Source organism: Nostoc sp. (assembly GCF_036919575.1).
Lineage (GTDB): Bacteria > Cyanobacteriota > Cyanobacteriia > Cyanobacteriales > Nostocaceae > Nostoc.
In genome coordinates, this window is the sequence record NZ_JBALBY010000114.1 from 1 (window position 1) to 15,259 (window position 15,259).

Here is a 15,259-nt window from a genome sequence, read left to right on the forward strand (position 1 = left end):
GTCAGAATTCAGGAGTCAGAATTCAGGAGTCAGAATTCAGGAGTCAGAATTCAGGAGTCAGAATTCAGGAGTCAGAATTCAGGAGTCAGGAGTCATAAGCTGTTGCGTATTTAATTTGTATATTGGACGCGCTCATGTTGCCCGCACTACAATATTTTTGGGTTTTCGTGTTATACAATTTAGCTGCACATCAACTTATCATGTCCGCTTGATTACTGACTAAACCCCAAGAACCCCACCCCGCCAAAGCTACGCTTTGTCTCCCCTCCTGAAGAGCGGGGAGGGGCTGGGGGTGGGGTGCAATCACTATGGGAATCACAACTAATTACCCGGAGATGATATCAGAATTCAGGAGTCAGAATTCAGGAGTCAGAATTCTGTTTTGATGGAATGAAATAGCGATTGTTTTAGCGCTTACAATCGAAACGATCGCTATTCATGCTGATTGTTCATAATTTGATCGCGTCTGTAGCCAAATGATGAAAAGGTTTGTAAAGTGGTGTGTTGAGTTTCATTCTTGGTGGAATATTCGCCAAAGCAGAAAGTCTCTTTTGTTTGCCGTTATCGTTACCTTGACTATGGTAGCTACGGTGATGCTATCGTTCCCTTTGAACGCTCAAATTAATCTGCCGCGATCGCCCGCATTTGAGTTAAGGGGGGTGTGGTTAACAAATATTGATAGTGATGTGTTATTTGAGCGCGATCGCCTCAAGGGATCTTTGCAGCGCCTTGACGAACTGAATTTTAACACGATATATCCGGCGGTTTGGAATTGGGGATATACATTGTATCCTAGCAAAGTTGCAGCCAAAGTGATCGGGCGATCGCTCGATCCCACTCCCGGACTCAAAGGGCGAGATATCCTCAAAGAAATTGTCGATGTGGGACATCAAAAAGGCTTAACAGTGATTCCCTGGTTTGAATTTGGCTTCATGGCACCGGCGGATTCTCTATTAGCTAAAAATCGTCCCCAATGGCTCACCAGTCGCAGTGATGGGACTCGGATTGTCAAAGACGGGAATGATAATCGCGTCTGGTTAAATCCCTTTCGCCCAGAAGTACAACAATTTATCCAAGATTTAATCGTTGAAATTGTTAGAAACTACAATATCGATGGTATTCAATTTGATGACCATTTTGGCTTACCATCAGAATTAGGGTACGATGCCTATACAGTGGCACTTTATAAAAAAGAACACCGTGGTCAAGCTCCCTCGAAAGACTCTCAAGATCCAGAATGGGTGCGTTGGAGAGCTAACAAAATCACCGAGTTTATGAAACGGGTTTTCAAAACCATCAAAGCTACTAAAAAAGGTTGCCTAGTTTCCGTTGCTCCTAATCCTCAACGTTTTTCCTACGATTTCTCATTAGCAGACTGGCAGAAGTGGGAACGGTTGGGAATTGTTGAAGATTTGGTTTTGCAGATATATCGGGATGACTTGAATGTTTTTATTAGCGAATTAGAGTATCCAGAAGTGAAAGCAGCCAAGAGCCATATTCCAGTGAGTGTGGGTATTTTGGCTGGGTTGAAAAACCGATCTGTACCAATGGAACAGATTCAGACACAAGTGCAAAAAGTCCGCGATCGCAATTTTGCTGGAGTCTCATTCTTTTTCTATGAAACCCTCTGGAACATGAGCAAAGAAAAGCCTCAAGAGCGTCAAACTGCCTTCCAGAAAATTTTCCCCACACCAACCGCTTACCCGAATTTGTTAGCAGGTTGGAAACCATCTAGTTAACAAGAAAGAACTCAGGAGTCAGGAGCCACTATTTAGAATGGAATTCTGGGCGACTGGTGGATGAATAACTGGGTTTAAGTCCCCACCAGTAGCACCAGTTAAAGGTTAGTAGGGTGCTGGCGGATTTGGTTTGATGGTGAGGGGTGGGGGATGGCGATGCGCTTATGCAGCCAAGGGCGATCGCCTTCACTGGATTTTCTCGATCGACAGTTAAGCATAGGTCAATCTAGACGACTTTCTGATGATTTTACGTCTAGTCTGGGAATAGCTTTTGGTATTGCAATTGTAATAATGTTTCTGTTTGCTATGTTTAGTCAACAACTACAAAATGGGAATACAGTTGATGAAGGACAAGAATATCAAGAATGTGTTCAAAATAAGGGTGGTGATGCTTGTGGGAAATTAAATCCTAAATATCAAAAATGTGTTAACAATAAGGGTGGTGATGCTTGTGAAAAGTTTCTAAAATTTCCTTCAACTGATGCTAAAAGAAAGTAGTGTACTGAGTGGAATAATCGTCTCCCGATGGCTAGATTATTAGAAATTAATTATACTTCAAAATCCAGATTCGCTTAAAAGTTGCCTTCTTCACTTTGCATCAAGCCTTTAATTCCCCTTCTCCTCTCAAAATAAGCGAACAGAAAGTCATTACGCTCATAATGACAACTTATGTTTTTACAGATTTGGGATACTCCCTTAGCGAGTCCGCGAGCGTCTTTATTCTGACTCCTGACTTCTGAATTATTCTTCAATTTTCCTCATAAGCTGTCGGTGAACACATCTCTTAATTTCACTGAAAGTTCACCGACAATCACTTAAGAATCTATCAAACAATTTTTGATTTTAGATTGACCCCATGCCTAAAGTTAGGGGCAGATATTGGAGACGTTGTTTGCGTTCAGACCTTTTTAAATTTTGAATCTTCAATCCAAAATCTAAAATTCGGTAATGCTAATTTAACTAGCTTGTTGTCCAAACCGTCTTTGTAAATCAGCCTCCGCTTCTTCAATTGTCATCGGCACCTGTTTTGGAGATTGGGCGCGTCTCCTGTCGATGTAGATATGGAATGCTTCATCGTCGTTGCGATGCTCCAAAATATAAGCTCTTAGCTGTTCTAAAGGCATTTGTTGAAAGTTAGGTATTGTCATAACCAAAGAATCTCTCCAGTTGGTGTTACCTCAGCTTCGATTGAATTATTCGCCAAGATATAAATATTTCTGGTGCGCTCGTCCAATCTTACAAGGTCTATTCGTTTATAAACCCTGGTAAGTTGGGCGCACACCCGAATTGCGGATATTGCTTGTTTGGGTGTTGGCTCCATAAGCACTATCCTATTCCCAAACGCCCAGCCAAGCCAGGAGTTAGGGGTAGAAGCGTGGTAATCATCAAGAATAGAGCCAAAAGCCCTAAAGCGGCTCTAGCATCATCGGGTTCAGTGACTTCATTCAAGCTGGGGCGTTCTTGATCGCGTTGCAAGAAGAAAATCACGATCGCCCAGTACATGGCAAGAGTGTTACCGAGAGACACTAACGCCAGTAAAATTAAAGTTGCGATCGTTGCCCGTCCTGCGGTTTTGCGTCCATAAATCGCCTGAACAATGCGGCCACCATCTAGTTGTCCTGCGGGCATTAAGTTCAAAGCGGTAATTACTAACCCCAACCAACCAATCACCACTAGGGGATGAACACTTACCAGGGATGATTGCAACGCCGAACCAAGGACAACTCGCGCCAAACTTCCCACCAAAATTGACCCTTGGAAAAACTGATTTGGCAATTGAAATAAACTACCTGGGTGGGAAAGTAGCAAGCCCGTCACCAGCATTAATAAAGAGACAATACCACCTGCGGCTGGCCCTGCCAAGGCGATATCAAATAATACCTTGCGGTTGGGCAACAGAGACTCAAAGCGAGTAATTGCACCAAAAGAGCCAATTTGCACAGCAGGCAGAAAGAAAGGCCAGCTAAGGCGAATTTGGTGACGCCGGGCAAGTATCCAATGACCAATTTCGTGAGCTACTAAAATCGTCAATATCCCAACGCCTATGGGTAAAGCTTCTGTGAATCGCCCTGGATTGCCGAAGAAATCAAAATTTAGCAATAAGCCCGCAGCTTCTAAACTTGTGGCAATAGTTCCGATCAACAGAATACCTGCAAAAACTTTTTGCGATAACAACATCGGGCGGGGATCGTTGCGACTCGGCAGGACAATCACTACGGGTCTACCGTCTGTGTTTTCCACTAAAAACAGGCGATATTGATCGCCAAGGCGTTGCCGTAAACTTGCAGTTAGACGGTTGTGAACCTCTTCTGGTTCTCCTCGCAGATTGCCTTTGAAAATCGCTCCATCTTGGTAGGCGATCGTTTCTGTGGCAAAAAATGTATCGATACCGAAAATACCTTTAATTGCATTTAAGTCGTCTTCCGGTAGTGGTGGAATCTCCGGTTTCAGTTCTGCGACTGCTAATTGTGGGGAATTTGCCTCAAGTGAATCAGCCGCGAGTCTTTCTGTGGCGCGTTGCTTGAGGATGGCATCTTGCCCAGCTGCGCGTAACTGTCTGCCCAAGTAGACGTACAATCCGGCGGAAGTCACCACTAAGAACAATATACCCGCTATATTGATGTAAATCCCGGCGGCAAACAATCCAAAAAACAGCAGCCAGGGAGTCATCAACACCACCGACTGTAACCAGGCTAAGATTCCCAGTTTACCAAAAGGTCTGGCGCGATAAAAGCCCCAGCCCAAAATGCCTAAAGCTACCAGCAGGATTGCCGCCAGGATAGAAGTTTCTGATAAAGTAAACATCTCCAAACCTTTGCTATTGAGACTGAGCCAGAACAAGTCCGGTATTGCAGATACACTTATTAATGTATAACGCCGCCTGTAATCTGCCCAAATTATCCCACTTTGCGTAGCTTGTTGGGGTTATTCCACCGACAGTACTAAAGCTCATACTAGGGTTAATCTTGAATGTCTCCGCGTTTCGGGTTTTTCACAAAGCCAAATCCCAAGATTAATAACCTAACTTTTCATTGCTATCACCACCTGCCATGCTGAAAAACAAATTAGTGTGGCATTTGGAGAAAATTTTATTTGTTTCCAGTTTCATGTCCCGATGTTTGCAGTTCGCTACACCTATGCAAGCAGATTATCTGATCGCTACGGCAAATTTATCAAGTGATCACAAAATCAAATAATTGATGTGCCATTTCTAATTTAGAACAAGGTGCGATCGCTAGCTGATTTCCTTGACTATCTAAAAATATCGCTTGATTATTATCACTACCAAAACCACTATTAGGTTGATCGATGGGATTAGCAACAATCGCATCTAGTTTTTTATTCTGTAATTTTTCTAATGCTGGCTTGACAATATCCCCAGTTTGTGCTGCAAACCCAATTAATATCTGATGCGGCTGTTTCAGTTTTGCTAACTGGGCGATTATATCCGGTACTGGTTCCAGGGGTAAAGCTTGGGGGAGCGATCGCTTAGGCAATTTCTCTGTACTATAATCTCGTGGCTTCACATCTGCAACGGCTGCTGACATGACAATTACATCGGCGTTGGGTAAGCATTCCACCATGACGTGCTGCATTTGTTCGGCACTAATGACGGGAATCGCTTGTACTCCCAATGGTACATCCCAATTAGCTGGGCCATGTACTAGGGTGACGTTTGCCCCTCGGTGAAGTGCGGCTTGAGATAGCGCCAATCCCATTTTACCTGTGGAAGGATTACCAATAAATCTAACTGGGTCAAGATACTCTCGCGTTCCCCCAGCACTAATTAAGACTCGTTTACCTGCTAAATCTCGTTTGCCTTGAGTGTGTAACAACGATTGGATGTGAGCCAAAATTTCCGGGGGTTCTGCTAATCTACCAGCACCGATGCGATCGCAGGCTAATAAACCTGATGCTGTACTCATTCCATGATATCGGCTATCGATCAATAGCTGTTGCCAATTTCGCTGCACCGATCGCTGTTCCCACATATCTGTATTCATTGCGGGTGCTAACAGCACAGGACAAGTAGAAGCCAGCACGGTATTTGTGAGTAAATTATCAGCCATACCGTAGGCTAACTTTGCTAATGTATTAGCTGTCAAGGGGGCAATTACCATGACATCTGCCCATTCACCCAACTCGATATGCAACGGACGAGAGTGAGTTGCTTGCCAAAAATCATCATCTGTGTAGGCGGGATGACGAGATAGAGTGGCTATTGTCAGAGGCGTGATAAATTCTTGCGCCGAACGGGTGAAAATGACTCGGACTTCCACCCCAGTTTTAAACAGCCTCGAAACCAATTCACAGATTTTGTAGGCGGCGATACCGCCACCTACACCAATTAGAACCCTGTTCAATTTTGGATTTTGGATTTTGGATTTTGGATTTAAGGGAGATTGCATTGGTACTTTCGGATTAAGCAAGAAATACATTAACCCTGATATAGCGTTTCCTAATCACATGAGGTATATCTTAGCCCCCTCTCGAAGAGCGGGGAGGGGGTTGGGGGTGGGGTTCAGTACCTACTAAACCGAGAACCGCTATAATCTGTGATTGTAGCCAGTTGACCCAATCTAAAATCTAAAATCTAAAATCTAAAATTGCTACGCTTCATCGTAGGGTTCTAAGTCTAAGAGGTAGATATAGGGTTCAACTAACTCTGGACGCTGAAATGCGATCGCTCGCAATAGATGCCAATCATTTAAACCCTCAAAAGCATTGCTATAATTATCCAGTTCCAGACGTGTCGCTAGTTCTTCTACTTCTGCCGCAGTCATGGCAGCAATTTCTTTTTGGGAAATGCTTAGAGTTGTCATAATGCTTGCCCCTCCCTTATGCAGCACTCGCCTTCAGCATGGGTTAAGTTGCGTTGAACGCACCCACCCAATATATATTACTCATTAAAAGTCATTAATTTCGTGAAAATTGTCAGAATTTGTACCAGAATTTATAAAAAATTCGTAATGCTGACTAGCCAATTGTATTTACAACGAAATTCCGTAGCACCTCTAACGTTTGTGGATGTATTTCATGTCCCATGTCAAATTCGTGGTATTCTACCGCCACTCCTAGAGACTTGAGAGTTTCTCGTGCCTTCAAAGCGGCTTTCAGTGGGACAACTTCATCATATCTCCCGTGGGTGATTAAAGTCGGCGGTATGTCACTTTTAGCTGCTGTTAGTGCATCAGGATGTAAATACCCGCTCATCACAACTAAACCTGCTAGGGGCAATTTTGAGCCGACATCTAAAGTCATTGCTCCGCCTTGAGAAAATCCACTTAAAATGGTGCGTGATAAAGGTACGCCAGTGCTACTTTCTAAAGATTGCAAAAAATCTGTTAGCAGTTGCCGACTTTCTGGCAATCCTTCATACATATTTTCCACCCGCAGGTCATACCATGCCCTCCCGACAGGGGAATAGGCATAAGGAAAAGGTGCGTTGGGTAATACAAACTGGTAATCGGGTAAGTTGAGCAAGGGTAACAAAGATGCTACATCTTCAGCGTTAGCGCCCCAACCGTGCAAAGTGACAATTAAGCCTGCGGGGGGTTGAGAAGTTGCAGGAGGAACGGTGATAAATTGTAAAGACAGATGTTTACTCCTAAAATTCCACTCTTCTATAAATCCTATCTCTTCAAGTAGACTTAGTATTTTACGGCATTTGCTGCTTGCCCAAAGAATGCGTCGTCAAGGAATTTATGGAAAACACAAACGGGCAGTTTTGAGTTAACAGCGAATCATCTCATGCCCACCTAATCACTTCCGATATGTCATTGCACTAAGCGAAGCCTGTCCCGAAGCGCGATCGCTTGCTATAATTGCATTGATAAATCGGATGCAAGTTGCCATTTTAGACACCTCGCAATCCGACCATTTCCGATTTTCTCTGCTTAGAGTGATAGAGCGCTAATCACGATTAAATAACCACAAAATTGTTTTCGGTTAGTGACGACCCACTGGAAAGTTGTGCAAATTGCACCTGAGTAAAGGCACTGGCACTGCCATCTTGGTCAAAGAACAATGCACCTGTAACATCGTTGTAAATAAATCGCTGAGTGCTAGTGGTTGCAGATGCTCCGATCCTAAACTGACTTTTCTGAAGTGAACCTGGTGATAATCCCCCACCAAAACCAGCAACCGATACCCGAATCAGTTCATTAGTAGTGTTGAAGTCATAAAGTCTATCAATGCCTTCATTGAAACTATTAAAAGCAAAGGTATCAGTACCACCACCACCATTAAGCGTATCATTACCGTTGCCACCTGTTAGGATGTCATCGTAGGATGTACCTGTGATATCTAATCCTTCGATATTCTTGTAGCTAATCCGATTTGTGCCAGCCGTAATTGATCCTTCGTTACTGGTGGCATTGAAAGTCGAAGTGATTACATCATCACCATCGCTGTCATCGACAATCAACAAATCGTCACCTTTGCCCCCATCTATTGTTTCATTGCCATTAATAAACCTACTGTCATAATTGGAAGTCACCGGAGAATATACAGCGTTTCCTACTATCGTATCGTTGCCATTGCTCCCTACAATGTTGTCATCGCCGAATAAACCTCCGATATATAATCGTTCCATATTCTTGTAGCTAACCCCATCCCCATTCTTGTAGCTAACCCCATCCCCGCCCAGCCTAATTAAGCCAGTATTAGTGGTAGCATCGAAAGTCGAAGTTATTGAGTCCCCGGGATTGGAGCCATAGAACAACAAATCGTCACCTGCGCCCCCATCTATCGTATCATTCCCACTAATTCCCCCGGAAAGCGTATCATTGCCATTGTTCCCCACAATATTGTCATCGTAGAATGTACCTGTGATATCTAATCGTTCGATATTCTTGTAGCTAACCAGTCTCGTGCCTGCCGTAATTGATCCTTGGTTAGTAGTAGGATTGAAAGTCGAAGTGATTCCCCCGGTAGCATTGGACTCATCAACCCTCAACAAATCGTCACCTATTCCCCCATCTATCGTATCATTGCCACTATAGCCCGGGTCGAGCGTATCGTTGCCATTGTTCCCCACAATATTGTCATCGTAGGATGTACCTGTGATATCTAATCGTTCGATATTCTTGTAGCTAACCAGTCTCGTGCCTGCCGTAATTGATCCTTGGTTAGTAGTAGGATTAAAAGTCGAAGTGATTCCACCGTTAGCATCGTAGTCGTCATCAACCCTCAATAAATCGTCACCTTTACCTCCATCTGCCGTATCATTGCCACTATAGCCCCCATCTATCGTATCGTTGCCGTTGCTCCCCACAATCAAGTCATTGTAGTATGTACCTATGATGTTTAATCGTTCGATATTTTTGTAGCTAACCTGATTCGTGTCTAGGGTAATTGAGCCAACGTTAGTAGTGCCATTGAAAGTCGAAGTGATTCCTCCAGTGATTCCTTTAGTACTATAGTAACCATTGGTTTCATAGGACAACAAATCGTCACCTTTTCCTCCATCTATCGTATCATTGCCACTGTAGTTCTTGGAGAACGTATCGTTGCCGTCACCACCATTCAGCAAGTTATTGCCTTTTGACAAGTTAACAATCAAGTAATCGTCACCAGCTCGACCGTTGAGGGTGTTATTGCCAGAGGAATAATAGGTGTCTTCGTAGCGGTTGGCGGAGCCTGAGGCAGAGAGAGTATCGTTGCCATCGTCCCCAGAGAGCAGATGATCGCCTGCTCCTGCTAAAGAATCAAGAATCAAAGAACCAACATCCAAGCGATCGTCACCAGTACCACCAAGAAGGGTGTCATTTTCTGTACCACCAAACAGGGTGTCATTGCCCGCACCACCCCACAACAGGTCGTTACCAGTACCACCGTTGAGGGAGTCATCCCCTTCACCACCAAACAGGGTGTCATTGCCCGTACCACCGCGTAGCAGGTCGTTACCACTCTTGCCATCGATTTTATCATTACCCCCCTGACCATTCACCACATCATTTGAGTTGTCAAAACCTGTAATGTTATTGTCAAGGTCATTGAGAAATGTCACTGTGTTCTTGTTGAACAGGTTAGTTTGAGTGGAGTTGGCATCAAACACATCAAAACTGTCGGCGATGCTGGTTTGTCCATAAAACAGGATATTGCCAATAGCAGGTCGTGAAGAAGTTGCTGGCAGATTATCCAGCTTTTCTAATTTGAAGTTTTGAAGGATGACTTTTGTACTCAACACATCATCTTCAAAGGTGATTTCCAGATTGCTGCCGTTCTGAGTCAGGAGCAGATTTTGAGCAGTCAACCCAGCATCTTGGAATTTAATGGTATCCACTTCGGCAATGACTGCTGCTGAGGGAGTTATGCCTTTACCTACGCCACGGAAATCAGTGATAGTATCAGTGTAGCCAGAATCAAAACAGACAAATTTATCCTTGCCACCGCCACCAGTCAGAGTGTCGTTGCCATAATTAGCTGTGATAGTATCGTTACCTGCTTTACCATTAATCGTATCCGCGCTGTCAGTGCCCAGTAAGGTATCATTACCGTTGGTTCCAATGATAATTGCCATAACTTTTCCTACCTGAATCAATTTTTTGAGTAAATTAAGTTATCAAGTTGCAGTTAGTGCTATTTAAGCGCAGAAAAATTCCCCTAATGTTGAAGTTTGGACATATTTTCATGTCACCCTTGAGCGGTTAAAATGAGGTAAGTAAGACTATAGGGATGCGATCGCACATCAGCCAAAGCAGTTACATCATGTTTTTGCCAAAGCTCGATAAAAGTTTGAATGCTTCGATTTGAGTGACCAATAGTGAATAGTTCCATAACAAAACACGCGGTTCTAATTATCAATAGCATAGCTTTTCCAATCTTTTGCCATTTAACCACCCTCAAGTATCATCTTGACTCATAAAATAGGATATCTAAGCAATAAAAAATAGAGAAACTATCACTTTTTCTTTCGGATATTGATAAATTGTTATTCCCTATATTTTGTTGTTGTTTAGATAATACACTATCACAGACTTCTGATTCCTAATAAAATTTTAGGGATTTAATCCAGCTCGTTGAAAGATTGCATGAGGGGTAATTTCCAATTCTGGTAGTAAATCATCAGTAATTATTTGATGAAATCGATAAGTAATATCTCCTTCGGGAAGTGCGAGAAATTCTTCTAGGGTTAGGCGTTGATTAGAAGACTGAAGCATAGGTGTTATGTGGGTAAAAGATGCTTATTTTTAGTTTAGGCGATCGCAAATATTAGAGACTAAGCCTACTTAGTCCTTATTTCCAGCATTTTCGACAGTGATTGATAGTTGTATCCAAGCTGACTCTGAGGGATGTAAGCATATAAATTACACGAGTCAATATTATTCGTCATGGTCTTGAAGTTAACCAAGGCTTGTGTAAAACTTGAGATCCTTCGCTTACAGCCTACTTTTAAGGAATTGATCAATGGCGCGTCTAGCCCTGCTGAGTGTATCTAACAAAACTGGTTTAATTGACCTAGCCCGTAGCTTGGTTGAAGAATTTAACTTTGATTTAATCAGCAGTGGGGGAACAGCCCAAGCCCTCAAAGATGCGGGACTCCCTGTCACCAAAGTTGCAGATTACACAGGTTCACCAGAAATTTTAGGTGGTCGAGTCAAAACGCTGCATCCGCGAATTCATGGCGGAATTTTGGCGCGGCGAGATGTTCCTGAAGATATTACAGATTTAGAAAATAACCAAATTCGCCCAATTGATTTAGTGGTGGTAAATCTATATCCTTTTGAGGAAACGATCGCTAAACCAGGGGTAACATTATCCGAAGCTGTTGAGCAAATTGATATCGGTGGCCCTGCTATGCTACGGGCATCATCGAAAAATTTCGCCCATCTCGCTGTATTATGCGATCCCGCACAGTATGACGAGTATTTGCAGGAATTACGGCAAAATAACGGCGAAGCATCGCTAGAGTTTCGCCAAAAGGCGGCTTTAAAAGGATTTTCGCATACTGCTAGTTACGATCAAGCGATCGCGCAAGCGCTGACTTGTCAGTTCGCATCTTATCTCGCAGGAACAGAAAATTACAACCTTAGCGGTACACAATTGCAATCTCTGCGTTACGGCGAGAATCCCCATCAACCCGCCGCTTGGTATCAAACTGGTATTACTCCAACGGGATGGGCAGCTGCGACGAAACTGCAAGGCAAAGAACTTAGTTACAATAACTTAGTTGATTTAGAAGCCGCACGCCGAATTATTGCTGAATTCACTGATACCCCAGCCGCAACGATTATTAAACATACAAATCCCTGTGGTACAGCGCTGGGAAGCACTATTTCAGAAGCGTATCAAAAAGCTTTCAACGCTGATTATACTTCTGCTTTTGGTGGTATTGTCGCCCTCAACCGTCCAATTGATGCGGCTACAGCCAGCGAGTTAACCAAAACATTTTTAGAATGTGTGGTTGCACCAAGTTGTGATGCAGAAGCTCAAGAAATCCTTGGCAAAAAATCTAACGTGCGGGTTTTGACTTTACCAGATTTGAGTAGTGGTTCTAAGGATACAGTGAAAGCGATCGCAGGTGGTTTCCTTGTCCAAACTAGCGATGACGTGATTTCTGACACCAGTCAATGGCAAGTAGTCACCGAACGTCAACCCACCGACAGCGAATTAGCCGAATTGCTGTTTGCTTGGAAAGTTTGCAAACACGTTAAATCTAATGCCATTGTTGTGACAAGCGATCGCACTACACTAGGAGTAGGTGCTGGTCAAATGAACCGCGTCGGCTCAGTTAAAATAGCTCTAGAACAAGCTGGAGAAAAAGCCAAAGGTGCAATTCTCGCCAGCGATGGATTCTTCCCCTTTGATGATTCAGTCAGAACAGCCGCAGCAGCAGGAATTACAGCCATTGTCCAACCTGGGGGAAGTTTGCGCGATAAAGATTCTATCATTGCTGCTAACGAACTGGGTTTAGTGATGGTCTTAACTGGTGTACGTCACTTTTTACACTAAAATTCTTTTCTGTAAGGTGTGCAGTTTTGAAAGTGTCACTCAATATACTTGCCCTTTGATAGAAGCAGTGATATTCTTTATTTGTGTGTGAGGAGCAAGTTAAAAATAAAGAGCGCCTGGGGTGGAAACACGGCAACACTCCCAAGCGCTTTTTAATTTGTCAGAAATTGGATTGCTTGTGCAACTTTGAAAGTGTCACTCAATATACTTGCCCTTTGAGAGAAGTAGTGATATTGTTTATTTGTGTGTGAGGAGCAAGTTGAGAATAAGAAATGCCTGGGGTGGAAACACGGCAACACTCCCAGGCATTTTTTAATTTGCATATATAAATCTTATAAATTGGTGGTGCAGTTCTAAAAGTGTCACTAACTATACTCGCCTTTTGATAGAAGCAGTGATACTATTTATTTGTGTGAGGAGCAAGTTAAAAATAAAAAGCGTTTGGGGTGGAAACACGGCAACACTCCCAGGCGCTTTTTAATTTAGGACTTACGCAAACAATAGCTGAAAAGAATGATTTTTAGGTAGGGGCAATTCATGAATTGCCCCTACTTGTAGTTTTGCGTAAGTCCTATAATTGGTATGCAGAAAAAAGTACTTGCAGATTCGCTGGAATTTTTGAGATAATCACTTATCCCTACCCGCAATCAAAATTAGAAATTCAGGTGCAAATCAATCGGCTGACTCAACAAATTCAGTTCATCATCGAGATTGATCGACTCAAACAGATAATGCGGCAAACCCTGCTTATTGATGGATCGCGCCGGGAAAATAGTGCAGAACACTCTTGGCATTTAGCGGTGATGGCGATCGCACTAGCTGAATATGCCCCAGAGGGTGTTGATATATTCCATGCGATCAAAATGCTGCTAATTCACGATTTGGTAGAAATTGATGCAGGTGACACCTTCTGTTACGATGTGCAAGGTAATCACAGCAAGGCAGAACGAGAAGCACAAGCAGCGTTGCGCTTATTTGGACTTTTACCAGCAGATCAAGGTAGCGAGTTGCGTTTACTCTGGGATGAGTTTGAAGCAGGAGAAACACCCACAGCTAAGTTTGCCGCAGCCCTAGACCGTATACAACCCTTGCTGCACAATCAGCAAAATGGGGGCGGAACTTGGCGCATTCATGGCATTAGACGCGATCAGGTGATGATACGGGTAGCACCAGTAGAAACAGGTGCGCCGGAACTTTGGCCGTTTGTTCTACAACTGATTAATGATTGTGTGACAGCAGGATATCTTAAAGATGATACTGCCCTCAAGATTCAGGGCTGATGCGCCAAAATTTCCTCCCACTCAGATTGCGAGAGTGGCTGCACCTCTATCTGCATATCAAAATAATTACTAGCTGCGGCAACTAAAGCTGCAATAATCTTTTCAATACTCAGATTTTGAGGCAGTTGTACATCCGTAAAAGATTCTGCACCAAATACTTGAGTGAACAGTTCAGCATCCGATCGCAAACGGATTGAACCATGTTGCAAAATTGCCCCACCACGCCGCAGTTGAGCGCTACCAATAAGTTTGCCACCATCTGGCAAAATTAAATCTGCACTAGTTGCTGTGCCAAAACAGTTAGGGTTGTGGATGTAACCTCGCCCAGCCGTTCCGTAATCTAATTCTACACCTAGCGATCGCCAGCCTTGAATCAAAAACTCACAAATTGTTTCATATACCTGGAGGCGATTACCCGTCAGTCCAGATGTGATTACAGCGTAAGTTAAATCACCTTGATGTAGTACCGCGCGTCCACCGCTAGGACGCCGTACTAAATCCAGTTTTTGCCCTTGCCAAGTTAAATCTTGCCAATATTCCGGGTATTGGCGTTGATGATAGCCGAGAGAAATAGCAGGTGGCGACCAGGTATAAAAGCGCAGAGTTGACGGATGCTTTCCAGACTGGTGCTGTTTTAGCAACCAGAGGTCAATCGCCATCTGCACATTGCCAGCCGCCTCTAGCAAAGGAATTAGTCGCCACACCTGATTACTATGCATTAGATGCAGCAACAGCCCAATCTAAAATCCAAAATCCAAAATCCAAAATCCAAAATTCCTTAAGCCGCACCAAATTCAGATTGTAAAGCTTCATCGTTATTATCAGCGATCGTTGCCACAATGGTAATTAGTCGAGACACTTCGCCAGGAGATAACTCTGCTAAGGTGCGTGTCGATATTACAACCACCCGGTTTTCAATAATACCGAAACGCGCTTCCAAAGTACTAGAGCAGTTTAACTCTAAAAGATACCGCATCAACTTAGGTTCATCTTTAGCAGGTAAATTTAGCACCTCAGACCAAACCGTTATCGTGTCTTCATCGGTTGTCCCGTTGAGTTGGACAAATACTTGCACACTTCCGTACTTAAACTTCCAGAGATGACCCCCCTCTGGAGTGTGGCTAACCATTGCACTGTCGTCTTGTTCCAAAGAGTCGATAACATTTTCAATTACCTCCACATGGTTAATGCTTGTCGTCTCGGCAATTAGCTGATTGACAGATTCGTTACTAGTTAGGGTTTCTTGGTAGTTTGTCATAGATTTTTTCTCAATATACTCGCTGT

At 43.4% G+C, this 15,259-nt stretch carries 14 protein-coding genes and 1 pseudogene; 4 read left to right on the plus strand and 11 right to left on the minus strand.

The features are described 5' to 3' along the window. Positions 1–476 precede the first annotated feature (476 nt). Positions 477–1,739, plus strand: coding sequence for a glycoside hydrolase family 10 protein (locus tag V7K27_RS29690; RefSeq protein ID WP_442947658.1), 1,263 nt, complete (start codon positions 477–479; stop codon positions 1,737–1,739). 150 nt (positions 1,740–1,889) lie between these two features. Continuing rightward, the gene (locus V7K27_RS29695) at positions 1,890–2,237 is read left to right on the plus strand and encodes a hypothetical protein (RefSeq protein ID WP_334952081.1); all 348 of its coding nucleotides are present in this window, start codon (positions 1,890–1,892) and stop codon (positions 2,235–2,237) included. 458 nt (positions 2,238–2,695) lie between these two features. On the opposite strand, the gene V7K27_RS29700 is transcribed toward V7K27_RS29695, so the two are convergent. From V7K27_RS29700 to V7K27_RS29740, 9 genes and pseudogenes are all read right to left on the minus strand, one after another. After that, entirely contained in the window at positions 2,696–2,887 is a 192-nt protein-coding gene (locus V7K27_RS29700; RefSeq protein WP_334952083.1) for a DUF6887 family protein, read from the minus strand. After that, a complete protein-coding gene (locus V7K27_RS29705) occupies positions 2,884–3,060 on the minus strand; it encodes a DUF6888 family protein (protein ID WP_292828677.1) in 177 nt (58 codons plus the stop codon). Before V7K27_RS29705 ends, V7K27_RS29700 begins: the two co-directional genes overlap by 4 nt. A gap of 5 nt (positions 3,061–3,065) precedes the next feature. Beyond that, a complete protein-coding gene (locus tag V7K27_RS29710; protein ID WP_334952085.1) occupies positions 3,066–4,544 on the minus strand; it encodes a site-2 protease family protein in 1,479 nt (492 codons plus the stop codon). Between the two features lie 368 nt (positions 4,545–4,912). Next, a complete protein-coding gene (gene coaBC, locus V7K27_RS29715) occupies positions 4,913–6,148 on the minus strand; it encodes a bifunctional phosphopantothenoylcysteine decarboxylase/phosphopantothenate--cysteine ligase CoaBC (RefSeq protein ID WP_334952087.1) in 1,236 nt (411 codons plus the stop codon). Between the two features lie 201 nt (positions 6,149–6,349). Continuing rightward, positions 6,350–6,562: a protein IsiD gene (gene isiD, locus V7K27_RS29720; RefSeq protein ID WP_292761436.1), complete on the minus strand. Its 213-nt coding sequence runs from the start codon at positions 6,560–6,562 to the stop codon at positions 6,350–6,352. Between the two features lie 154 nt (positions 6,563–6,716). Further along, on the minus strand, positions 6,717–7,337 hold the full coding sequence (locus V7K27_RS29725) for an alpha/beta hydrolase (protein WP_334952125.1): 621 nt from the start codon (positions 7,335–7,337) through the stop codon (positions 6,717–6,719). A gap of 325 nt (positions 7,338–7,662) precedes the next feature. After that, positions 7,663–10,263: pseudogene (locus V7K27_RS29730) on the minus strand (beta strand repeat-containing protein); the annotation flags it as partial. 113 nt (positions 10,264–10,376) lie between these two features. Next, complete coding sequence (locus V7K27_RS29735) at positions 10,377–10,520, minus strand: hypothetical protein (protein WP_334952091.1); 144 nt, start codon at positions 10,518–10,520, stop codon at positions 10,377–10,379. Positions 10,521–10,741: 221 nt separating this feature from the next. Further along, positions 10,742–10,903, minus strand: a complete 162-nt coding sequence (locus V7K27_RS29740) for a hypothetical protein (RefSeq protein WP_334952092.1) — start codon at positions 10,901–10,903, stop codon at positions 10,742–10,744. Between the two features lie 247 nt (positions 10,904–11,150). On the opposite strand from V7K27_RS29740, the gene purH reads away from it, so the two are divergent. Both purH and V7K27_RS29750 read left to right on the plus strand, forming a co-directional pair. After that, positions 11,151–12,695, plus strand: coding sequence for a bifunctional phosphoribosylaminoimidazolecarboxamide formyltransferase/IMP cyclohydrolase (purH, locus tag V7K27_RS29745; RefSeq protein WP_334952093.1), 1,545 nt, complete (start codon positions 11,151–11,153; stop codon positions 12,693–12,695). A gap of 665 nt (positions 12,696–13,360) precedes the next feature. Further along, positions 13,361–13,975, plus strand: a complete 615-nt coding sequence (locus tag V7K27_RS29750) for an HD domain-containing protein (protein WP_334952126.1) — start codon at positions 13,361–13,363, stop codon at positions 13,973–13,975. On the opposite strand, the gene V7K27_RS29755 is transcribed toward V7K27_RS29750, so the two are convergent. After that, entirely contained in the window at positions 13,966–14,694 is a 729-nt protein-coding gene (locus V7K27_RS29755; RefSeq protein WP_334952094.1) for a lipoate--protein ligase family protein, read from the minus strand. The two genes, V7K27_RS29750 and V7K27_RS29755, sit on opposite strands and share 10 nt — an antisense overlap. 59 nt (positions 14,695–14,753) lie before the next feature. Further along, positions 14,754–15,233, minus strand: coding sequence for a YbjN domain-containing protein (locus V7K27_RS29760; protein WP_334952095.1), 480 nt, complete (start codon positions 15,231–15,233; stop codon positions 14,754–14,756). Between the last annotated feature and the right edge of the window lie 26 nt (positions 15,234–15,259).